Origin of the sequence: Methylorubrum thiocyanatum, from assembly GCA_014138645.1 — a bacterium.
Classification (GTDB): Bacteria; Pseudomonadota; Alphaproteobacteria; order Rhizobiales; family Beijerinckiaceae; genus Methylobacterium; species Methylobacterium thiocyanatum.
This window is the reverse complement of sequence record JACJIB010000006.1, coordinates 418799-439572: the sequence shown is the minus strand read 5'-3', so window position 1 is coordinate 439572 and position 20774 is coordinate 418799. Positions and strand designations below refer to the sequence as shown.

The window sequence follows — 20774 nt, the reverse complement described above, 5'->3', positions numbered from 1 at the left end:
CTTCGAGGCCCGGCTTGACGGAACGGCTGGGTCCTAGGCGAGCCCGGACAGGGCCGGCTCCGCGAGAGGAAGCGGCGTCGCTACCGGCGATTGCGAAGGCGTGTCGAGGGGCGCGGGCGCTTCGATCGCGGCGCGGGCGAGTGCCCCGCCCAGCCCCGTTCCCGCCGCCAAGCCCGCACCGACCGCCTCTCGACGCACGGTCTCCAGTCCGATCCGACCGTAGATGCGCGGATCGGCGATCCGGGGATCCTGCTCCGCCTCGACGATCAGCCAGCCGCGATACCTGATGTCGGCGAGTGCGCGGAAGACCGGGCCGAAGGTGAGGCTGCCGTCCCCCGGCACCGTGAACATGCCCGCCAGCACGCCATCGAGGAAGCTGCCCCTCGCCTCGACCGCGGCGAAGGCCGGCAGACGCACGTCCTTGCAATGGACATGGACGATGCGCTCCGGGTGCTCGCGGATCACGGCGACCGGGTCGATTCCGCCCAGGACAGCATGGCCCGTGTCGAGCACGAGGCCGACATGGCTCGGAGTGTAGGCGAGAAGGGCAGTCAGGTCGGCCAAGCCGTGGACGGCCGTGCCGAGATGGTGGTGGTAGGCGAGGCGGAAACCCTCCCGCGCGAGGTACTCGGACAGATGCGTCAGATCCCGGCCGAAGCGGCGCCAAGCTGCCCCGTCGAGGACCGGTCGGTCGGACAGGGGCACGGCGCGGCAGCCATGGACGGAGGTCGAGCACTCGGCGGCGATGAAGACGTCGCAGCCCATCGCCCGCAGCAGCCGGAGATGCGGCTGAAGCGCTTCGATCTCTTCCTCGGCATCGCCGGTCAGGAGGCTGCTCGCGTACCATCCCGCCGCCAGGACGAGTCCGGACGGCGCCAGGAGGGCGGACAGGGCTTCGGGGTCGCGGGGGAAGGTGCCGCCGAGCTCGATCCCCTCGTAGCCGATCGCGGCGGCCTCGCGGAGCATGCGCTCCAGCGGCGTTCCGGCCCCGAGTTCCGGCAGGTCGTCGTTGATCCAGGCGATCGGACTAACCCCGAGTCGGATGGATTCAGGCACGGGTGCCTCCCGTCGCCAGTTCGGCTTCGATCGATTCGAGGCTTCGGCCCCGCGTCTCCGGCAGCCAGCGTGCGGTGAAGATCACCCCGAACAGGCAGCAGCCGCCGAACAACAGGAACGTCGCGAAGTCGAGGGCCTGCACAACGGGAGGAAAAACAAGCGAAATCAGCGCGTTGGTCAGCCAGAGAACGGCGACGCTCGCGCCGATCATCAGTCTGCGGACACGCAGCGGAAAGATCTCCGACATCACGATCCAGCCGACGAGTGTGATCGTGCCCTGCACGAAGCCCAGGAAGCCGAGCATTCCGATGGTCAGAAGATAGGGTCGGATCGGGTTGTCGATGGGCAGCACGATGCCGGTCACGCCGATAAAGACGTGGAGCGCCGTCACGCAGCCGAAGCCGAGGATCAGCATCGTGCGGCGGTTGACGCGGTTGACCACCGCCACGCCGATCAGCATCGCGACGATGCTGATGACGCCGTTCAGGACGTTGAAGATCAGGGCGGTGTTCCGGGTGAAGCCCGCCTGCTCCAACACCTGCGTCCCGTAATACATCACCGAGTTGATGCCGGTGAGCTGCGCCAGCGCCGCGAGGCCCATTCCGACGAAGAGCAGGCGGACCAACCACGGTTCCGCCAGGAGGTCGCGCCAACCCGTCGAGCGCGCGACCGCGTCAATCTTCGTGAGGGCGCGCACCTCCTCCATCTCTGCCTGCGCGCGCTCCTCGGAGCGGACCGTTCGCAGCACCTGGAGCGCCTCGGCGGAGCGGCCCTGCGCCATCAGCCACCGCGGGCTCTCGGGCATCCGACGCATCCCGACGAACAGGACGATGGCGGGCAAGAGTGCGACGGCGAGCATGAGGCGCCAGACGGAATCACTGTCACCCAGCAGGTTGCCGATGATGGCGTTGAACAGGAAGGCCAGGAATTGGCCCGACACGATCATGATGTCGTTGCGGCCGATCATGCTGCCGCGCTGCTCCGTGGGCGCGACCTCGGAGAGGTAGACCGGCACCGTGACCGACGCACCGCCCACCGCGAGGCCGAGCACCACGCGGAACGCGATGAGAATGTGGTAGGTCGGCGCCACGACGCAGCCGAGCGCGCCGACGAAGAACAGCGCTCCAAGGCCGGTGATGGTGGCGCGACGGCCGATCCGGTCCGCGATCCGGCCGCTGACCAAGGCGCCGAGGGTTGCGCCCATCAGCAGGCTGAAGGTGACCAGCCCCTCCTGAAGCGGCGACAGGCGGAAATAGTCGGCGATGTAGGGCAACGCCCCGTTCAGCACGCCGGTGTCGTAGCCGAACAGCAGCCCGCCGAAGGTGGCGATCACGCCGATCAGGCTGAGCCGGGCGGTGTGACGGCCCTTGCCGAGTTCCGGCAAATCGAGGGCGACCGTGTCCGGCGCCATGACTCCATGGGACATGTGCTCGTTCCTCCCTGGGTTGATCTGTGTCGGCTTGTCGTCGCGGGCCGAGGTCGGCGTTCTCAGGCGATGTGGCGCCCGCCATCGACCGGTAGCGCGGCCCCGGTGATGAAGGCGGAATCCGGGCTCGCCAGGAACAGCACCGCCAGGGCGCAGTCGCGGGCGGAGGCGAGCCGGTTCATCGGCTGGCGTGCCCGGAGCATCGTGTAGTGGGCGGCCGGATCGGGCTGCGCCTCGGCGTGCTCCCAGGTCATCGGCGTATCGATCACACCGGGGCAGACCGCGTTGACGCGGACGTTGAACGGGGCCAGCTCGACGGCCAGCGCCCGGGTGACCCCCGTCATGCCCGCCTTGGAGGCCGTGTAGGCGACAGCACCTCCCAAGCCTTTCAGCGAGGTGATCGACGCCATGTTGACGATCGATCCCTGCCGCGCCTCGCACATAGCCGGTGCCAGGAGGCGGGTGAGCTGCACCGCCCCGTTCAAATTGAGCTCCACCGTCGACATGAAGTTGTCGGGGGTGGTCTCGGCCAGGGAGCCGCGGATCGTGGCGCCGGCATTGTTCACGAGGACGCCGACGCGGCCCCCGCCGATGGCCTGCGCCCGCTCCGCGAGGCGCTCCAGATAGGCGAGGTCGGTGACGTCGCCGGGCAGGACCGTCACGCGGGTGCCGAGTTCGGCGGCGACCGCTTCAAGCCGCTCGGGGGTGAGCCCGTTCAGGACGACGTGGGCGCCCTCGGCGTGGAGGATGCGGGCCGTCTCGGCCCCGACGCCGCTGCCGGCACCGGTGATCACGACCGTCTCGCCCGCGAGCCGGTCCGACGGGCGGTGCCGCGGCGTGTGGCTCAGGCCCTCGCGCAGGCCGGGCGTCGAAGTCGGGTTCGCCATGGTCAGGCTCCCTTCCGGCTCGTGCGCATCGACCATTCGGCGCGCTTGCGGACTTCGTCGGGGATCGTGACGCCATGGCCGGGCCGGTCGGCCGCGCTGAGCCAGCCGTTCTCGATCACCGGCAGGCCCTCGCTCACTTCGCGGTACCAGCCGTGGTAGAAGGCGCGGACGAATTCCTGGAAGATCGCCGTCTCTGCGTGCAGGGCGACATGCGCGCCGGCAGCGAGCCCGATCGGGCCGGTGCAGTCATGGGGCGTGAAGGCGCGCTGGTAGGTGGCCGCAAGGTCCGCAATGCGCCGCAGCTCGGTCACGCCGCCGGTCCAGCACGGGTCGGACATGATGATGCCGACACCCGTGCGTTCGAGGATCTCGCGATAGGGGTAGCGCGAGCCCTGGGTTTCGCCGACGAGGACGGGAATGGTCGTCGCGCGGCAGACCTCGTCGATGGCCCGCAGGTTGTCGAGCTTGACCGGATCCTCGATCCACATCGGCTGGTACGGCTCGGCGGCCCGGGCGATCTTGCTTGCTACCGGCACGGTCCAGCGCGCGTGCATCTCGAGGGCGACCTCCATCTCGCCCTCGAAGGCCTTGTGGATGCGGGCGAGCGGGGCGAGCGCCGTGCGCAGCTCCGCCGCCGAGATGTGCAGCCCCTGGTTCACGACGGAGATGTCGTCGAGGGGCCAGATCTTCATATGGCGCACGCCCTCGGCGAGCAGGCTCTCGGCGAGCCGCTCGGGCTCGTTCATGAAGCCCCAGAGGTCGTCGTAGCGGTCGCGAACGAAGTCACCGGTATATTGCCGCCCCGCCACCGCCGCGGCCCGCACGTAGTTCGGGCCGCCGCAGGTGTTGTAGACGCGGATCCGCTCCCGCGAGCGGCCGCCGAGGAGCTGCCACAGCGGCAGGCCCGTGCGGTGGCCGAGCAGGTCCCACAGGGCGATGTCGATGGCGGCCGCACCCCGGGTCTCCGCGCCGATGCCGGAGCGGCCGCGCTGGCGGAACAGCGTCGTCCAGTGCCCGGCGATGTCGCCCCCATCCTTACCGAGCAGGTAATCGGCCGCGCCTTCGTGGATGTAGGATTCCACCGTCTCGGCCAGCGAGAAGGTCTCGCCGAGGCCGACGGCCCCGTCGGCATCCTCGATCTCCACCCACAGCAGGTTCGGCTGCAGGGCGCTGCGCAGCGTCGAGACGCGCGTGATCGTCGTACCCTTCATGATCCCCTCCCTCAGACGAACCAGCGGTGCTTCGCGGCGGCCGCCTCGAAGGCGGCGCGGGTCTCGCGCAGGCTCTCGGGGGCATCCGCCTGCGGAATGCCGAATTCCCACCAGGCGCCGCTCTCGATCGGCAGCGGCGCGTCCTCGACATGCGCGGCGATCAGGAAGGGCCGGTCGGAACGGCGCGCCCGCTCCAGGGCGGCCCGGAGCTCGGCGCGGCTGTGCACGTCGACGCCGTCGGCGCCCAGCGAGCGGGCATTGGCGACGTAGTCGATGGCGAGCGTCTCGCCGGTGAGATTGCGGGCGTTCCCCTCGCGGCGGCGGAACTGCGTGCCGAACTCCTCGCCGTAGGAGCCGAGCTGGTGGCCGCGGATGCACTGCCAGCCGCGGTTGACGACGACCACGATCGTGAAGGCGAGGCCCTCCTGGATCGCCGTGACGATCTCGGTGGTGTTGCCCATCAGGAAGGTGCCGTCGCCGATGAGCGCGAGGATGCGGCCCTTCACCGTGCCGGCCATCGCCGCGCCGAGGGCGGCCGGGATCTCGTAGCCCATGCAGCTGAAGCCGTATTCCATGTCGACCGGGGCATCGCTGCGGCTGTCCCAGATGGTGTGGGCCTGCCCGATCGCCGTCGAGGACGAGAAGACGACGCGGTCCTCGCGGCGGGCGGCGTCCTTGATCTCGGCGACCGCCTCGTAGCCGGTCATGCGGCGATTCTCGGTCCCGACGATCTCGCCGACCCGGGCGACGTGGCGCACGATCGCCCGGTCGGCGCGGTCCCGCCATTCGGCCGGGGCGGTGTGGCCCTCCAGGGCCGCCGCGAGCCCGTCGAGCCCGGCCCGGGCATCGGCCCGCAGCGCCAGCGCGCCCATCTTGCACAGGTCGCGCTCGGCGAGGTTCAGCGCCACGAAGCTGACATCGGGGTTCTGGAACAGCGTGTGCGATCCGGTCAGCGTGTCCGACAGGCGGGTGCCGACGGCGAGCACGAGGTCGGCCTCGGTCGCGAGTTCGTTGGCGGCCGGCGATCCGATGAAGCCGATGCCGCCCGCGTTGAGGCTCGCCGCCCGGCCGGCGCCGCGGCCCGCGAAACTCTCGACCACCGGGATGCCGCAGGCGTTGGACAGGGCGGCGAGGCTCGCCTCCGCCTCGGCGTAGCGGACGCCGCCGCCCGCGATGATGATGGGCTTGCGCGCGGTCCGTACCCGTTCGGCGGCGGCCGCCAGGACGGATTCGGAGGGCGCGAGCCGCTCGAGGTCGTGGACGCGCGTCTCGAACAGCGCCAGGGGAAAGTCGAACGCCTCGCCCTCGACATCCTGGCAGACGGCCACGGTGACGGCGCCGGCCTGGCCGTGGTCGAGCAGCGCGGCGGTGGCGTGCGGCAGGGAATGGATGATCTGCTCGGGCCGCGTGATGCGGTCGAAGAAGCGGCTGACCGGACGCAGGGTGTCGTTGACGGTCATGTCGTAGCTGCCCGCCATCTCCAGCCCCTGCAGGATCGGGCCCTGACGGCGGCTGGCGAAGACGTCGCCCGGCAGAAGCAGCACGGGCACGCGGTTGAGCGTGGCGGTACCGGCACCGGTGACGAGGTTGGTGGAGGCCGGTCCGATCGAGGCCGTCACCGCCAGGGTCGAGGCGAGGTTGTGGGCGCGGGCATAGCCGATCGCCGCATGGACCATCGCCTGCTCGCTCTTGCCCTGGTGGTAGGTGAGCCCGCCGGCTCCGGTCGCGAGGGCGTGGCCGAAGCCGCTGGCATTGCCGTGGCCGAAGATGCCGAACACGCCGCCGATGAGCGGCAATTCGCGTCCGTCGCGTCGGGTGTGCTGGGCCGCGAAATAGCGCAGGATCGCCTGGGCAGTCGTCAGCCGGATGGTCTTCTGTCGGGGCATAGGCAGAGTGCCTTTCGTCAGGGTGGGGATCGGTTCGGGGGTGGGATCAGGCCGGGAGGCGGATCGGGACGTCGCGCGGCTGCGCGGCCAGCGGGACGGCGGCGTCGGCGCCGATGACGAAGCTCTTCTCGATCTGCACGGAGGTGCCGTCGGCGAAGTGCCCGCCGGCCTCGAGGTTCACCACCATGCCGGGAGCGAGGACGGCATCGACCGGGTAGGTGCCGAGGCCGTCGCTCAGCACGGCGTCGCTCGGCGGACCGAGCAGCGGCCATTCACGGATGCCGAGACCGAGGCCGTGCCCCTGCGCGACGAGGCCCGGAATCCGGCGCGCCTCGTCCTGCATCGCCAACCAGGCCGAGGAGGCGCGCTGGCCCGGCCGCAGGGCGCGCTCGGCCACCGCCAGCGCGGCGAGGGCCGCGGCGTGGCGCTCGCGGTCGGCGGCCGTCAAGCCGGTGCGCGTCAGCGTCGTGCCGGTATCCGAGTAGTAGCGCCCGCAGCGGGCGCCGGCGTCGAAGAAGAGGGCCGTGACCGGTTCCGGCGGCCTCACGGCGTCGCACACGCCGCCGCCGGGCGCTCCGTAGACCAGATGGTCGAAGTCGCAATCCCGCTCCGCCAGAGCAACGCGGAACACCGTCCGCAGCGCCCGCGGATCCGCGTCGGCGGTCCAGGCGGCGAACACCGCCGCCATGGCCGCCTCGGTCGCCGTCGCGGCCGCCCGCATCGTGTCGAGCGCCGCCTCGGTCTTCACCGCGCGCAGGTTGCGCAGCCAGAGGGAGGCGTCCCGGGTCGCGACCGACTCCAGGCATCGGGCGAGGCCGCGGCCGGCCCCGTCCCATTCCACCCCGATGGTGCGGTCGGTAAGGCCCATCTCGGCGAGCAACCGGGACAGCGCATCGTCGGCGCCGGCCGACGGACAAGCGCGGCCGTACAGCACGAGACTGTCCGGCGCCGCGGCCTCGGCCGCCGTCCGGGTGACCGCGCCTGCCGCGAGGCCGACCCGACCGTCCCGGGTCAGGACGGCATATCCCGGCAGGAAGGCGGCGTCGCCCTCAGTGCCACTCATCCAGCCCCGCATCCGCTCGCCCAGCCACGTGAGATGGCCGGAGAGCAGAAAGACGCTCTCGGGCGTCGTCGCGACGACGGCCTCGACATCCCGATCGCACAGATGCTCCGGCGTCATGCCTCCTCCTGCGCTCCCTTCGAGGGAGCTGCTAGCGGTTCATATTTGAACAGTCATTTCTTGCGATGATTGCTAAAACAAGATGATCGACAGTTCAACCCAGAATTTCACCTTTAGTTCATATTGCAATCCGGATGTCAGGATGCTTCATTGTCTGAGCATTGAGTTCAAATATGAAATAGCGGGGCGCAGCAGATGGTGGGCACCAAACCGATGCCGTTCGGGGAACTCGTCCGGTCGGGCACGACCTACGGCACCTTCGTCGGCCTAGGTTCGACGGTCGCGGCGGAGGTCTGCGCGATCGCGGGCTTCGACTGGCTGCTCTTCGACCTCGAACACGGGGCGGGCAACGAGCGCGACCTGATCGGTCAGATCGCCGTCGCCAAGCGCCACGGCGTCGGCACGGCGGTCCGCGTCGAGACACCGACACGTATCCGGTGCGGCCGCGTGCTCGATCTCGGCGTCGAGGCGGTGATGGCGCCCCGGCTCGACAGCGCCGAAGAGGCGGCGGAATTCGTCAGCCACCTGCGCTACCCGCCGCAGGGCGACCGCGGCGTCGCGACCTACCACTCCGCCGCCGCCTTCGGCCTCGATCCCGACTATCTCAGCCGCGCCAACGACGCCGTGGTGGCGATCGTGCAGATCGAGACGCAGCCGGCCCTGTCGGATGTGGAGCGCATCGCCCGCACGCCCGGCGTCGATGTCCTCTTCGTCGGGCCGCGGGACCTCGCCGCGGCCCTCGGCACGACACCCTCCCCCGACGCGCCCGATTTCGCCGCCGCCCTGCGCTCTGTGGTCACCGCCTGCCGCGGTGCCGGCATCGGGGCCGGCGTGCTCGCGGGCGATGCGGCCACCGCCGCGCGCTACGTCCAGATGGGCTTCGCCTTCGTCGGAATCGGCTCCGATTCCGCCTTCATCGCCCAGGGCGGGCAGCAGGCGATCCGGGCGGTCAAGGCGTTGACGTGAGGCGCCGTCTCGGCGAGGTCGATCCTCGACGACGGGGAGTTGCCGATGCAATCCGACGAGAAGCTCAAGTATAGTGCCCCGGCCGCCGCCTGCGCGGCCGACCTCCTGCTCGCCCTCGCGCGGGCGGACGGCCCGATGACGCTGGCGGCACTGATCGAGCGGACGACCTATTCGCGCTCGCTGCTCTATCGCACCCTCAAGACCCTCGGCACCCGCGGCTTCGTCGTCGAGGAGGCCGCGCCCGGGATCTCGGGAAGCCTGCACTACCGTCTCGGCTCGGCCGCGGCGGAGATCGGCGGCGCCTACCAGAGCAACGTTCCGTTCGAGGAGAGCGTCCGCTCCACCCTGCGCGCCCTGGCGCAGCGGACCGGCGAGACGGCGAGCGTGGCGACGATCGAGGGCGAGGACGTGCTCTACGTGATGCGCGAGGAGGGGCGCTACTCGGTGCTCGCGGTCTCGCGGGTCGGCAAGCGGCTGCCCGCCCACGCCACCGCCATGGGCAAGGCCTTGCTCGCCCGGTTCGACGACGGGGAGATCCGCGCCCTCTACGGGCGGGGCGAACTCCGGCGCTTCACCGGAAACACGATCACCGATCCCGAGGCGCTCCTGCGCAACCTCGCCGAAGCCCGCCTGCGCGGCTACGCGGTCGAGCATTCCGAACTGGTCCAGGGCCGCTGCTGCATCGCCTTCACGCTCCAGGCCGGCCCCGGTCCGGGCGACCTTCTGGGGGTCAGCCTCTCCACCACGGAGGCGCGGTTCGAGGTCGAGCATGACGCGCTGATCCTGGCGGTTCTCACCACGCGCGACGCGCTGCTGGCCGACCTGAGCCGGCGCCGGGTTCCGGGAGACCGGACGGTCGCGCGCGACCTCACCGCCTCCCTCGGTGCGATCTCGCGCCGGTCGGTGCCGATGGCGGTCGGCACCTGATCCCGGATCAGCCGCGGGCCGGAAACCGGCGCTCCTGGGTCGCGCCGGCATCGTAGCGGAGCGGCGAGCGGAAGGTCATGAACTCGACCCAGGTGCCCCACGGCATCCGGCCGAACCACAGCTGGTTGCCCGCCCCGGTCTCGTTGAGGCCGAGGTCGTTGGGGCCGTCGAGCAGCGTCCCGCCCGCGGCCGCGAACCGCTCCGTTGCCAGCGCGATGTCGTCCACGAACAGGCTGAAGTGGTTGAGCCCAATATCGTTGATCTCCGCCGCCTCGGTGCGGGCGATTCCCGTGAGCTGGAACAGCTCGATATTGGCCCCGTCGCCGAGGCGCATCTGGCAGGCGCCGCGCAGGGTCGCGGTCTCCGGCAGGCCGTTGATCCGGCCGACATCGGCGGCCGTGAGCGGCTCGTCCGTCAGCTTGAGGTGGCGGTAGAGAACCGTCGCGCCGAACGCCTCCTGAAGGAAGCGGATCGCCGCCTCCATGTCGGGCACCGTCATCGCGACATGCTCGATGCCGTGGATGTTGGACAGACCGCGCGGCGGCGAGCGGCCGGTCACCGCCTCACCGAGCCGGAGGCCGGCCAGTTCCCGCGGCAGCGGCAGGGCGAGAACCTGCCAGGGCGCCCGCGTCCGGTCGTCTCCGCCGGCTCCGGAGGCGAGATCCTCGAGCTGGGACGCGGGAACCAGCAGACGCCGCTGCCCGTCGATGCAGATCGCGTCGGGCGAGACCAAGCGGTCGTCCTGCACCAGCGTCAGCATCCGCCCCTGCGGCGTCAGCACGGCGATCCGGCGGTTCTCGGCGTCGGAGAGATAGAGGTTGCCCAGCGTGTCCATCGCCGTGCCGCCGATGGTCGGGATCTCGGCGATGGTCTGGATCGCCGCCGCGAGGTCGGCGTCCGTCAGGCTCTCGTCCGTGAGCAGAGCCGTCGCGATCCGGCGGACCGGCCCGGTCGGCGTCGCCCAGTAGAGCCAGGCCCCGTCGGCATCGAGTTCGATCATGTCGCTGGCGACGGCCGGGTGGCGGTCGGCGGCATCGGCCAGGATGCGGCCGCCCTTCCCCTTCTGCGCCGCACCCTCGGGCTTGCGCAGAAGCGGGTGGCCCGAGAGGCGGCGCAGGGTCCGGTTCGCCGCGAGATCGTGGACGATGAGGCCGCCGAGCCCGGAATCCGTGACGTAGAGCATGTGGTCGTGCAGGCGCAGGTCGTTCATCGCCGCGCCGGCCGGGAGGATGTCGTCGCCGAAGCGGAGCACCGCGAGCACGGTTCCGGTGCGGGGATCGATACGGACGATCTTCGGCCCGCCCGGCACGGCCTGACCGCCCACCGCGCCCTGATCGACGACCCACAGCGTGCCGTCGTTGAACACGTGGACGGCGTTCACGGTGACGAAGGTCTCGCGCCCGTCGCCGTCCCGGCTCCAGGCGTTCCACGTCCCACCGGGGAACGGCGACAGCGCCCCGTCCGGCTCGACCCTGACGAGCGAGGGCGTCGCGGTGTGGTCGGGGAAGCGCGGCAGGCCGAGGAACAGGGTGCCGTCCGGGGCGGCGGCGACGCCGTTGCACAGCCAGCGGGATTGCGCCGCGACCGTGAGGGCCGGCGTCGGCGCGGAGGCGGCACGCGCCTCCGCTGCGACGGTCATCGACATGGGGGGCAGAACTCCGCTGGCGGCAAGCACGGCGAGCGCGGATCGACGGGTGAAAGGCGGCGGCAGCATAGGGAGGCAAACGGGAGGTACAATCGATCGTGGCTGGCCGCCGGGGCAAGGGTCTCTTGCGTCCTCGGCGAGAGTTCCGAGGTCGGTCGCGGAAGCGCGTGGCGGGCTCGAGCCCAATCCGACGAAGAAGGCGCGTCACGACAAGGGCTGAGGAATGCCGGTCCGATCATCGGGGCGGAGCACGGCTCTCGCAACGCATCCTGCGCCTCGGGCGGGATCCCGGCGAAGGTGCCCTTGTCGGCTGCGACGAACTCGATCGTGTGGCCCTCCGGGTCGGCCACGAAGAGCGTGCCGATGCCGAGATCGAGCGGGTCGCCGCCGTCGGCCACGGCGCGGATCTCGTCGTCGAGGCCCGCCATGCCCGGCTACTCGGCCGTGGCGCTGCCGCGGTCTCACGCAAGCTCATGGCCTGCGGGGCGACACGCTTCTCGATCCGCCCCGAGGCGGGCGCGCCGGGCAGGAAGGGACGGCGATGCGCCAACCCCGAATTTCTGCCGGCCCGGGGAGACACCGTGTCCGTTTCGGAAAGAGACCGCCGCGCAGGCTTGATCTATACAAATGCTAATGCAACGAGAGGTGGTCAATTCGAGCGCAGCGTGGGGCGTCCGTCGTGATCGAGCGTGCTGCCGTTTGTGCAGACACTCATGCTTCGCGACAGTTGTGTGATGCCCTGTCTTATTTGCCCACATCCGGATTCAACATGAATCCGGTCGGCAAGTGTTGACGCTCGGCACAATCTCGAAGGCCAAGCGCATGCCGATCAAAGTATCGGCGCCGGGGGGAACATGAACAGAAGGCAAATCCTCGCCTCGATGGCGGCCCTTGCTGGCAACGCCTCCACCGCGCAGGCTGCGGAACTCAGCGGCGAGATGCCCTGGGAGCCCGGTCAGGCCAAGGTTCCGCCGTTGCCCGATCCGGGACCGGACCGCCTCGTGTTCTTCACGCTCGCGGAAGCCGAGGCCGTAGGTGCCATGGCCGACCGGATCATCCCGGCGGACGACCTGAGCGTCGGCGGCAAGGAGGCGGGCTGCGTCCGCTTCATCGACCGTGAGCTGGCCGGACCTTACGGCCGGGCGGCGACGCAGTACCGCCTCGGCCGCTTCGTCAAGGGGACCCCCGAGCAGGGCATCCAATCCCCCCTCGCCCCGGCCGACCGCTACCGGCTCGGCCTCGCCGCCCTCGATCGCCACTGCCGCGCCGCCCACGGCAAGGGCTACGCGGCCCTGCCGCCGGCCGAGCAGGACAAGGTCCTCTCGGCGATGGAGGCCGGAACGCTCGATCTCGGCGTGGTCGATGCGAAGGAGATGTTCGAGCAGATCCTGCAGAACGTCCGCGAAGGCTTCCTCGCCGACCCGCTCTACGGCGGCAACAAGGATCTCGTCAGCTGGCGGATGCTCGGGTTTCCCGGAGCGCAGTACGATTTCCGCGACGTCATCGACTTGAAGGGAAAGAAGCTCGACTTCGTTCCGGTCAGCATGATCGACAAGACTCTTTGAGCCTCTTCCGTCTTTTCTTTTGAGAGTTGTCGTCCGATATGGCCAACGTTCATCCCAAAGTTGATGCCGTGATCGTTGGGCTCGGCTGGTGCGGCTCGCTCATGGCCGAGGAACTCACCCGGGCCGGCCTCACCGTCGTCGCCATCGAGCGGGGTCCCTGGGTCGAGACGGCGGTCGACTTTCCGCCCTCCGTCGACATGGACGAGCTGCGCTGGGACACGCGGCGGGCGATGCTGCTGCCGCCGGCCATCGAGACCATCACCTTCCGCAACGACCCGACCCAGAAGGCGCTGCCCGCGCGGGACTGGCACTTCAACGAGTGGGGCTACAATGTCGGCGGGTCGGGCACCCATTGGGCCGGCATGGCGTGGCGCTTCCTGCCGTTCGACTTCCAGCCCTACAGCATGACCGTCGAGCGCTACGGCGCCGCGCAGTTCGTCGACGGCCTGATCGTGCAGGATTGGGGCGTGACCTACGACGACCTCGAACCGTTCTACGACCGGTTCGAGAAGATCGCCGGCGTCTCCGGCAAGGCCGGCAACCTCAAGGGCGAAAAGATCCCCGGCGGCAACATCTTCGAGGGCGCGCGCTCGGACGAGTATCCGTTGCCGCCGCTCAAGACGACCCGCCTGACCGACCTCTTCTGCGAGGCCTCGGCCAGCCTCGGCTACCACCCCTTCATGGTCCCGGCGGGCCAGACCTCGGCGGCCTACACGAACCCGCTCGGCGTCCGGATGGGGCCCTGCACCTATTGCGGCTACTGCATGTATTACGGCTGCGGCAACTGGTCGAAATCGACGCCCAACAACTGCGTCGTCCCGGTGCTGATGCAGCGCAAGAACTTCAGCGTCCTGACCGAGTCCACGGTCCTGCGCGCCAACCTCGCCCCGGACGGGAAGACCGCAACCGGCGTGACCTACGTCGACAAGGATAACAAGACCTGGGAGCAGCCGGCCGACATCGTCGTCTTCTCCGCGTTCCAGATGCAGAACGTGCGGCTGATGCTGCTCTCGAAGATCGGCAAGCCCTACGACCACGCGACCGGGGAAGGCGTCGTCGGCCGGGCCTACAGCTTCCAGACCGTCTCCGGCGCGAACATCTTCTTCGAGAACGAGTACCTCAACCAGTTCATCGGCGCCGGCGCTCTCTCGGCCCAGATCGACGACTTCAACGGCGACAACTTCGACCATACCGGCATGGACTTCATCGGCGGCGCGGGCATCCTCGTGGTCTCCCGCGGCGCCCGCCCGATCGGCAATGCCGACTTCCTTCCCCCGGGAACGCCCCGCTGGGGCAGCGAATGGAAGAAGGCCTACACCCACAGCTTCCAGAACGGGACCTTCATCTTCGGCCAGGGTACGAGCTTCGCGCACAAGGACGCCTATCTCGACCTCGATCCCGAGTACAAGGACATCCACGGCCTCCCGCTGCTGCGGCTCACCTACGACTACAACGAGAACGACCGCCGCTCGGCGAAGCTGATCGAGGACAAGAGCGTCGAGATCGGCAAGAAGATGGGGGCGAAGCTCGTCGTCGCCACGAACGCGACCAACCAGCACGCCTCGCCCTACCAGCTCGCCAGCGACCACACCAACGGCGGCGCGGTGATGGGGCTCGACCCGAAGACCAGCGCGTTGAACCGCTTCCAGCAGAGCTGGGACGTTCACAACGTCTTCGTCCTCGGCGCCTCGTCCTTTCCCAACAACGCCGGCTACAACCCGACCGGAACGGTCGGCGCCCTGACGCTCTGGACTGCGAAAGCGATCATCGAGACGTATCTCGACAAGCGCGGTCCGCTGGTGGCGAATTGAGGTGACGACCGTGACCTTGCGTTCCCGCGCCCTCCTCGCCACCGCGGCACTCTCGCTGTGCCTGCCCCTCGGTCTCGTCGCCTCGGCCGAAACCGAGCCGGCCCCCGTCCAGACGAAGGACGTCGACACCCCCCAGGTGGTGGAGGCCCCGAAGACGGCGCCCGATCCCGCCATCGAGCGCGGGCGCTACATCGCGGTGGCCGCCGATTGCGTGGCCTGCCACAGCAATCCGAAGAGCGGGAAGCCGTTCTCCGGCGGCTATGCCCTGGAAACCCCCTTCGGCACCTTGCTGTCGAGCAACATCACCTCCGACCCGGAAACCGGCATCGGCCGCTGGACCGAGGCGGAGTTCACGCGCGCCCTGCGCGAGGGGCTCGGCAAGGACGGGCAGCACCTCTATCCGGCGATGCCGTACACGAGCTACACCAAGATGTCCGATCAGGACGTCCACGACCTGTGGCTCTACATGAAGACGGTGCCGCCGGTCCGCAACGCCGTCGTCACCAACCAGCTTCCGTTTCCCTTCAACATCCGCGCCCTGCTGATGGGATGGAACCTGCTGTTCTTCGAGCAGAAGCGGTTCCAGCCGAGAGCCGACAAGTCCGCCGCCTGGAACCGCGGCGCCTACCTGTCCGACGCCCTCGCCCATTGCGGTGCCTGCCACACGCCCAAGAATATTCTCGGCGGCGACAAGAGCAGCGAGGCCTATCAGGGCGAGGTGCTGCAATCCTGGTACGCCCCCGACATCACGCCCAGCAAGACCGGCGGTATCGGCGACTGGTCCAAGGACGACATCGTCCAGTATCTCAAGATCGGCAGTAACCGGATGGCGGTCGCCTCGGGGCCGATGGCCGAGGCCGTGACGAACTCGACCCAGCACCTGACCGACGCCGACCTCGCCGCGATTGCCGACTATCTCCAGACGCTGCCGCCGGGCCCCGCCACCGAGGCGCCGCGCACCGCCGTCACCGGAGCGGTCATGGCCCAGGGCAAGCGTGTCTTCGACGCGCAGTGCAAGGCCTGCCACGCCTCCGACGGCACCGGGATCCGGCACATCACGCCGAGCTTCCCCGGCAACACGGCCATCCAGTCGAACGAGGTCGCCGGCATCGTCCGGACCGTGCTGGCGGGCGGGCGCGGCGCCATCACGGCCGAGAACCCGACGGGGGCGGCGATGCCGTCCTTCGCCTGGAACCTGTCTGACCAGCAGATCGCCGCGGCTCTCACCTACATCCGCAACAGCTGGAGCAACCGCGCGCCCCCCGTCACCGCAGAGGCCGTTGCCAGCACGCGCAAGACCCTCAATCTCAACGCCGTCGGGCGCGCGCCCCATCCGGCACCGTGAGCCGTTGCCCGGGCGACGCCTGGGCTGGCCTTTCTCTCCGAAGTTGATCCGACCGTATTTCAATCTGAGATGGGCCGTATTGCTTCGGCTCACTGCCAATCGGGATCTTGTATTGCCATCTGGCCGGGCAGAGACAGTCTAAGAGTGCGTATCGCATCTAAGGTTGTTCGATTTTACGCTTAGGATGGGATGCGAATTCGCTGCCACCCGGCGCTCGGAAATCATTTGTTAATTTAATTTATGTTAGTCCGATTTTACTTACTTAGCGAATGAAGAAAACGATCGATTTCTGGTGGGTCCTAATAATAAAATCTGCATCTTTCTCAATTCGCGCATCTAATTAAATAAATCCCGGTTTTGTGACAGTATTTGCAGCAAGTCAATACCAGTCAATATGCGGCAGGTTTCCTGCTCCGATCGCCTCCTCCCCGGACCTCTGAAATCCATGTCGCCGCCAGGAAGACCACTCATTCTGTCGCTCTCGCTTGCGATGGTGCACATCGTCGCGTCGGGGACGATCCCTGCCCTCGCGCAAACCGGCCCCGACCGTGGGATGGCTTCGGCGCCCGGAGCCGAGCCCCCTACCCTCTCGACCATTCCGCGCCTCCGCCGCCTCTCCAGGCCGGGGCGATCGGCCCTCGGTCGCGCCAATACGCCCCTGGCGCGCCCCTCGACGGCGGCCGGGGTCAACACGGCCCCGGCCGGCAGCCTCGACACCCAGAGCGCCGCCCCGCAATGGGGCGTGCTCGGCAATTTCGGCGGTGTGCGCGACGACCTCTTCCGCGCCGGCATCCGCATGGACGGCAGCTTCGACTATCAGACCTCGACCAATATCCAGGGCGGCCCCTACCAGTCGCTGCGCGGCGCAGGACAGCTCGCCGTCCGTTCCACCGTCGACATGGATCGCCTCGCCGGCCTTACCGGCGGCACCTTCAACGTCACTCTCACCTACCGCTTCGGCCGCGGCCTCACCGCGGACCAGCACTTCGGGGTGCTTCAGCAGACCGAGGAGATCTTCGGCCGCGGCCGGTTCCCACGCCTGACCCAGCTCTCTTACACCCAGCGCTTCGGCGAGTTCGTCGACCTCAAGTTCGGCCGCCTGCCGGTCAGCTCCGACTTTGCCGGCTTCGCCTGCGAATTCCAGAACCTCACCTTCTGCGGCAACCAACCCGGCAACCTCGTCGGCAATTACTGGTACAACTGGCCAATCTCGCAATATGCCGCCCGCCTGCGGCTCGGCAACACCGACACCGGTTACCTGATGGCCGGCGTCTATCAAGTCAATCCGCGCGATCTTGAGGACGGCTTCAACTTCGACCCGTCCGGTGCCGCGGGCGCACTGGCCATCGTCGAGGCCGCGGCCTTCCCGACGCTTCCACCCTTCGCGTATCGCGGCAGCTATACGGTCGGCGCGTGGTATCAGACCAGAGGCGGGCCCGACCTCTTCCTCAACCGCGAAGGCCTGCCCCTGGCGGTGGCCGGAGGCGTGCCGCTCGCGGACCGCGAGCGCAGCGGCCTCTACGGCGTGGCCGTACAGGAGCTCTACCGCCCCGACCCCGCCAATCCGTTGGCCAGCCTCTCCGCCTTCGTCCGCGTCACGATGGCCAATTCCTCGACCTCGTTCATCGACAGGCAGGAGACCATCGGCTTCGTCTACAAAGGCTTCTGGGCCGCGCGTCCGCTCGACTGGATCGGCTTCGGCATCGGCCAGTCGCATGCCAGCCACGGCCTGGCGCAGAGCATCCAACGCGCCAACCTGCTCGACGGCGGCGTCCGCCCGATCCCCGGATACGAGCGAGTGCTGGAGGTCTTCTACAGCCTTGCCCTCTCTCCCGACGTGGTGGTCCGGCCCAACATCCAGTTCATCAACCGTCCCGGTGGCTTCGGCGGACGGACCGACATTCTCGTCTTCGGCGTCAAGAGCGGCGTCACGTTCTGACCCGGACAGGCAGGGGGCCAGCGCAGCAACGCGACCTGCGTCGACGCAAGCGCCCCACCCTTCCACGATCAAACTCCATTCGGACACGTCCTCCTCAAGGGTTCGCCGCCATGCCGATCGGCAAGAGAATGCGCTCGATCAACCTACGATCCATCAAGTCGAAAATCATCGGTACCTTCGCGATCCTGGTTGTGTTGTCCGGCCTGACCGGCGGCTTCGCGATCATCAAGGTCGATCAGGTCTCGGCGATCGGCGCGGCGCTGGCCCGTCAGGTCGCGGCCGTGACCTTGCTGGGCGACCTCGCCCGCCTCAGCCAGCAGCTCCGTGCGCTGACGGCGCTGCAGCACTACAGCCCGAGCGAGACGCAGCGCAGCGCCTACGCGCGGGAGGCCGAGGAGGGCCGCGTCGCCTTCTCGAAGGCCTGGGGCGATTACGCGACCCTGATCGAGGGCGCGCGCGAGACCCAGCTCGCCGAGACCCTGCGCAACGCGTGGCAGCACTTCCTGGCAATCGGAGAAGAGATCCGCATCCTCGACCGGGCCGGCCTGAGCGAGACCGGAACGGCTGTGCTGCAGGGTGACATGCTCTCGGAGGCCGCCCACTTCTACACCGCGGTGCGGGCCGTGCAGGCCTATCGTCAACAGGAGGTCGAGATCGCCACGGCCGCGGCCCAGGCGATCCGCGCCTCGGCCCGCTTCTGGATCGTCTCGGCCTTGGCCTGTCTGCTGACGCTCTGCACGCTGGCCGGCTGGCTTCTGACGATGACGATTTCCCACCCGATCGGGCGCATGACCGCCGCGATGGGCCGGCTTGCGGATGAGGACACCGGCGTCGAGGTCCCCGCTCAGCGCCGCTCCGACGAGATCGGCCTGATGGCGGCTGCGGTTCAAGTCTTCAAGGACAACATGATCCGCAACAAGGCTCTCGAGGCCGAAGTGGCCGCCCAGCGCGCCGGGGCGGAGGCGCAGCGCCGCATCGCCATGCGCGAGTTGGCGGACGCGTTCGATCAGTCGGTCGGCGGGATCGTCACGACCGTTTCCTCGGCGGCCGTTCAGATGCAGACGACCGCCCGCCAGCTCTCGGTGTCGGCCGAAGCCACATCGGTGCGCGCTGTGGCGGTCTCTGCGGCGGCCGAGGAAGCCTCCGTCAACATCCAGTCGATCGCGGGCGCTGCCGAAGAACTCGATGCCTCGGTGACGGAGATCGGCGTCCAAGTCGAGCGTTCTTCGGCGATGTCGCGGGCCGCCGTTCGGGAGACGGAAGGCATGACCGTGCTGGTGCGCGAGCTGACGGGCGTGGCCGCCAGCATCGGCGACGTCGTCGACACCATCGCCACCCTTGCGGGCCAGACCAACCTGCTGGCGCTCAACGCCACGATCGAAGCGGCGCGGGCCGGCGAAGCGGGCCGCGGCTTCGCGGTCGTGGCCACGGAGGTCAAGGAACTCGCCAACCAGACCTCCCGTTCGGCCAGCGAGATCACGGCCAAGATCGAGGCGATCCAGTCCTCCACCGGACGGACCGCCACGGCCATCGACGGCATCTCCGCCTCGGTCCGCGCGATCAACGAGACGGCGACCGCCATCGCGTCGGCCATCGAGGAGCAGGGGGCGGCGACGCGCGAGATCGTTCAGGCCATCGCCCAGGCCTCGAGCGGCACCGGCGAGGTGACCGCCAACATCTCCGGCGTGGCGAGCAATGTCGAGGAAACCGGGACCGGCGCCGCGCAGGTTCTGTGCGCCTCGAGCGAACTCGCCGGGCAATCCGATCTACTGCGCCGACAGGTGCAGTCGTTCCTCGACACCGTCCGTGCCGCCTGACGCTCGCGCTCCCATCGAGGCTTGCCATGAAGCAACGCACCAATCCCCTGCCGGCCGCCCTGCTGCTGATCGCTCTCGCCGCGCCGGCCGCCGCCGAAACGAAACTCACCTTCTTGATGCCGGAGGCGGGCGACCGTTTCCTGGATAGTCTGCAGTCCGCTGTCGTCAGCACGGCCGCCTCCAAGTTCTCCGCTTCGGTCGAGGTGGCGCAGGCGGCCGGCAAAGGCGAGACCCAGGTGGTCCAGGCCCGCGCAGCCCTTGACGCGAAGCCGGCAGCCCTGATCGTCACCCCCGTCGACGACGCCAGTGCCAGGACGATCACGGAGATGTCCGCGGCAGCCGGGATCCCGCTGGTGTTCGTGAACAGGCGTCCGAGCGGCCCGGTGACCAACAGAATGGCGATCGTCAGCGCCAACCACCTCGTCGCGGGCCGGGTGCAGATGCGAATGCTCGCGCAGCGTCTCGGGGATCGCGGCAACGTCGCCATCCTGCGCGGCAAGGACAGCGACAACGCCGCCCAGGAGCGCACCGCCGGCGTCAAGGAGATCCTCGGGCAACGGCCAGGGCTGAAGCTCTTGGCGGAGGCGAGCGCCGATTGGAGCCGGCGGCAGGCGCAGGATCAGGTCACGGCGTGGCTGCGCAGTGGCCTGAAGTTCGACGCCATCGCGGCCAACAACGACGAGATGGCCCTCGGTGCGGTGGCCGCCCTCAAGGCGGCCGGCTTCTCGGGCAAGATCCTGGTCGGCGGCGTCGACGGAACGTCGGACGGGATCGCGGCCGTGAAGAGCGGCGACGTGTCGGTCAGCGTCCTTCAAGATGCGCCGCTGCAGGGGGCTCAGGCGGTGAACGATGCCGTGAAGCTTGCCCGCGGAGAGTACGTGCAGCCCTACGACTGGGTCCCCCACCAATTGATCCTGCCGGCGCGCGGCGACTTGGCGAGCGGACGATGACGGGTGCCGTTCATCGCATCGGAATCAAGCCAAGGCGTTGCGCGATCTCCAGGGTCTGCGACCCTCGACCCTGACCCGCCGGGTTGGCCGCGCCGAGCGCAGGTTTTTCGGGCATCCTGATCCCTGACAGAGGGTGGATGCCATGCCGCGCACGGTGCCGGAG

Annotated in this window: 16 protein-coding genes; 8 read left to right on the top strand and 8 right to left on the bottom strand. The window is 69.0% G+C overall.

The window, feature by feature from the left end:
- Window positions 1–33 precede the first annotated feature (33 nt).
- Genes iolE through HNR51_RS18645 form a run of 6 tightly spaced genes read right to left on the bottom strand, consistent with a single transcriptional unit; the run spans window position 34 to window position 7646 of the window.
- Window positions 34–1056: a myo-inosose-2 dehydratase gene (gene iolE / locus HNR51_RS18670; RefSeq protein WP_182555948.1), complete on the bottom strand. Its 1023-nt coding sequence runs from the start codon at window positions 1054–1056 to the stop codon at window positions 34–36.
- The gene (locus HNR51_RS18665; RefSeq protein WP_301549780.1) at window positions 1049–2548 is read right to left on the bottom strand and encodes a sugar porter family MFS transporter; all 1500 of its coding nucleotides are present in this window, start codon (window positions 2546–2548) and stop codon (window positions 1049–1051) included. Before HNR51_RS18665 ends, iolE begins: the two co-directional genes overlap by 8 nt.
- Window positions 2545–3369, bottom strand: coding sequence for an SDR family NAD(P)-dependent oxidoreductase (locus tag HNR51_RS18660; protein ID WP_182555947.1), 825 nt, complete (start codon window positions 3367–3369; stop codon window positions 2545–2547). Before HNR51_RS18660 ends, HNR51_RS18665 begins: the two co-directional genes overlap by 4 nt.
- A 2-nt stretch (window positions 3370–3371) precedes the next feature.
- Window positions 3372–4580, bottom strand: a complete 1209-nt coding sequence (locus tag HNR51_RS18655; protein WP_182555946.1) for a mandelate racemase/muconate lactonizing enzyme family protein — start codon at window positions 4578–4580, stop codon at window positions 3372–3374.
- A gap of 11 nt (window positions 4581–4591) precedes the next feature.
- A complete protein-coding gene (locus HNR51_RS18650; protein ID WP_182555945.1) occupies window positions 4592–6466 on the bottom strand; it encodes a thiamine pyrophosphate-dependent enzyme in 1875 nt (624 codons plus the stop codon).
- Between the two features lie 46 nt (window positions 6467–6512).
- Window positions 6513–7646: a M24 family metallopeptidase gene (locus HNR51_RS18645; protein ID WP_182555944.1), complete on the bottom strand. Its 1134-nt coding sequence runs from the start codon at window positions 7644–7646 to the stop codon at window positions 6513–6515.
- Between the two features lie 195 nt (window positions 7647–7841).
- On the opposite strand from HNR51_RS18645, the gene HNR51_RS18640 reads away from it, so the two are divergent.
- Both HNR51_RS18640 and HNR51_RS18635 read left to right on the top strand, forming a co-directional pair.
- Window positions 7842–8612, top strand: a complete 771-nt coding sequence (locus HNR51_RS18640; protein WP_182555943.1) for an HpcH/HpaI aldolase family protein — start codon at window positions 7842–7844, stop codon at window positions 8610–8612.
- A 45-nt stretch (window positions 8613–8657) separates the two neighbouring features.
- Window positions 8658–9539 (top strand): IclR family transcriptional regulator, encoded by an 882-nt coding sequence (locus tag HNR51_RS18635; protein ID WP_182555942.1) that lies wholly within the window; start codon window positions 8658–8660, stop codon window positions 9537–9539.
- Between the two features lie 7 nt (window positions 9540–9546).
- Here the strand turns inward: HNR51_RS18635 and HNR51_RS18630 are convergent, their stop codons facing one another.
- Complete coding sequence (locus tag HNR51_RS18630) at window positions 9547–11184, bottom strand: L-dopachrome tautomerase-related protein (protein ID WP_182555941.1); 1638 nt, start codon at window positions 11182–11184, stop codon at window positions 9547–9549.
- Window positions 11175–11612 (bottom strand): hypothetical protein, encoded by a 438-nt coding sequence (locus HNR51_RS18625; RefSeq protein ID WP_182555940.1) that lies wholly within the window; start codon window positions 11610–11612, stop codon window positions 11175–11177. The genes HNR51_RS18630 and HNR51_RS18625 overlap by 10 nt, the downstream gene beginning before the upstream one ends.
- Before the next feature lie 426 nt (window positions 11613–12038).
- Here HNR51_RS18625 and HNR51_RS18620 point away from each other — a divergent pair, with 426 nt between their 5' ends.
- The 6 genes from HNR51_RS18620 (at window position 12039) to HNR51_RS18595 (ending at window position 20611) form a co-directional block, all read left to right on the top strand.
- On the top strand, window positions 12039–12749 hold the full coding sequence (locus tag HNR51_RS18620) for a gluconate 2-dehydrogenase subunit 3 family protein (RefSeq protein WP_182555939.1): 711 nt from the start codon (window positions 12039–12041) through the stop codon (window positions 12747–12749).
- A 38-nt stretch (window positions 12750–12787) separates the two neighbouring features.
- Window positions 12788–14560, top strand: a complete 1773-nt coding sequence (locus tag HNR51_RS18615) for a GMC family oxidoreductase (RefSeq protein WP_182555938.1) — start codon at window positions 12788–12790, stop codon at window positions 14558–14560.
- Between the two features lie 10 nt (window positions 14561–14570).
- The gene (locus HNR51_RS18610) at window positions 14571–15905 is read left to right on the top strand and encodes a c-type cytochrome (RefSeq protein ID WP_182555937.1); all 1335 of its coding nucleotides are present in this window, start codon (window positions 14571–14573) and stop codon (window positions 15903–15905) included.
- Window positions 15906–16458: 553 nt separating this feature from the next.
- Window positions 16459–17844: a carbohydrate porin gene (locus HNR51_RS18605; protein ID WP_182555936.1), complete on the top strand. Its 1386-nt coding sequence runs from the start codon at window positions 16459–16461 to the stop codon at window positions 17842–17844.
- A gap of 128 nt (window positions 17845–17972) precedes the next feature.
- On the top strand, window positions 17973–19661 hold the full coding sequence (locus HNR51_RS18600; RefSeq protein WP_239681561.1) for a methyl-accepting chemotaxis protein: 1689 nt from the start codon (window positions 17973–17975) through the stop codon (window positions 19659–19661).
- 26 nt (window positions 19662–19687) lie between these two features.
- Window positions 19688–20611, top strand: a complete 924-nt coding sequence (locus HNR51_RS18595; protein ID WP_182555935.1) for a substrate-binding domain-containing protein — start codon at window positions 19688–19690, stop codon at window positions 20609–20611.
- The last annotated feature ends 163 nt before the right edge of the window (window positions 20612–20774 follow it).

What these genes read in the sequence shown, in the direction of transcription:
- HNR51_RS18660 (WP_182555947.1), bottom strand. Translation starts at nt 3,369, where the DNA reads ATGGCGAACCCGACTTCGACGCCCGGCCTGCGCGAGGGCCTGAGCCAC.
- HNR51_RS18655 (WP_182555946.1), bottom strand. Translation starts at nt 4,580, where the DNA reads ATGAAGGGTACGACGATCACGCGCGTCTCGACGCTGCGCAGCGCCCTG.
- HNR51_RS18650 (WP_182555945.1), bottom strand. Translation starts at nt 6,466, where the DNA reads ATGCCCCGACAGAAGACCATCCGGCTGACGACTGCCCAGGCGATCCTG.
- HNR51_RS18645 (WP_182555944.1), bottom strand. Translation starts at nt 7,646, where the DNA reads ATGACGCCGGAGCATCTGTGCGATCGGGATGTCGAGGCCGTCGTCGCG.
- HNR51_RS18640 (WP_182555943.1), top strand. Translation starts at nt 7,842, where the DNA reads ATGGTGGGCACCAAACCGATGCCGTTCGGGGAACTCGTCCGGTCGGGC.
- HNR51_RS18635 (WP_182555942.1), top strand. Translation starts at nt 8,658, where the DNA reads ATGCAATCCGACGAGAAGCTCAAGTATAGTGCCCCGGCCGCCGCCTGC.
- HNR51_RS18630 (WP_182555941.1), bottom strand. Translation starts at nt 11,184, where the DNA reads ATGTCGATGACCGTCGCAGCGGAGGCGCGTGCCGCCTCCGCGCCGACG.
- HNR51_RS18625 (WP_182555940.1), bottom strand. Translation starts at nt 11,612, where the DNA reads ATGGCGGGCCTCGACGACGAGATCCGCGCCGTGGCCGACGGCGGCGAC.
- HNR51_RS18620 (WP_182555939.1), top strand. Translation starts at nt 12,039, where the DNA reads ATGAACAGAAGGCAAATCCTCGCCTCGATGGCGGCCCTTGCTGGCAAC.
- HNR51_RS18615 (WP_182555938.1), top strand. Translation starts at nt 12,788, where the DNA reads ATGGCCAACGTTCATCCCAAAGTTGATGCCGTGATCGTTGGGCTCGGC.
- HNR51_RS18605 (WP_182555936.1), top strand. Translation starts at nt 16,459, where the DNA reads ATGGCTTCGGCGCCCGGAGCCGAGCCCCCTACCCTCTCGACCATTCCG.
- HNR51_RS18600 (WP_239681561.1), top strand. Translation starts at nt 17,973, where the DNA reads ATGCGCTCGATCAACCTACGATCCATCAAGTCGAAAATCATCGGTACC.
- HNR51_RS18595 (WP_182555935.1), top strand. Translation starts at nt 19,688, where the DNA reads ATGAAGCAACGCACCAATCCCCTGCCGGCCGCCCTGCTGCTGATCGCT.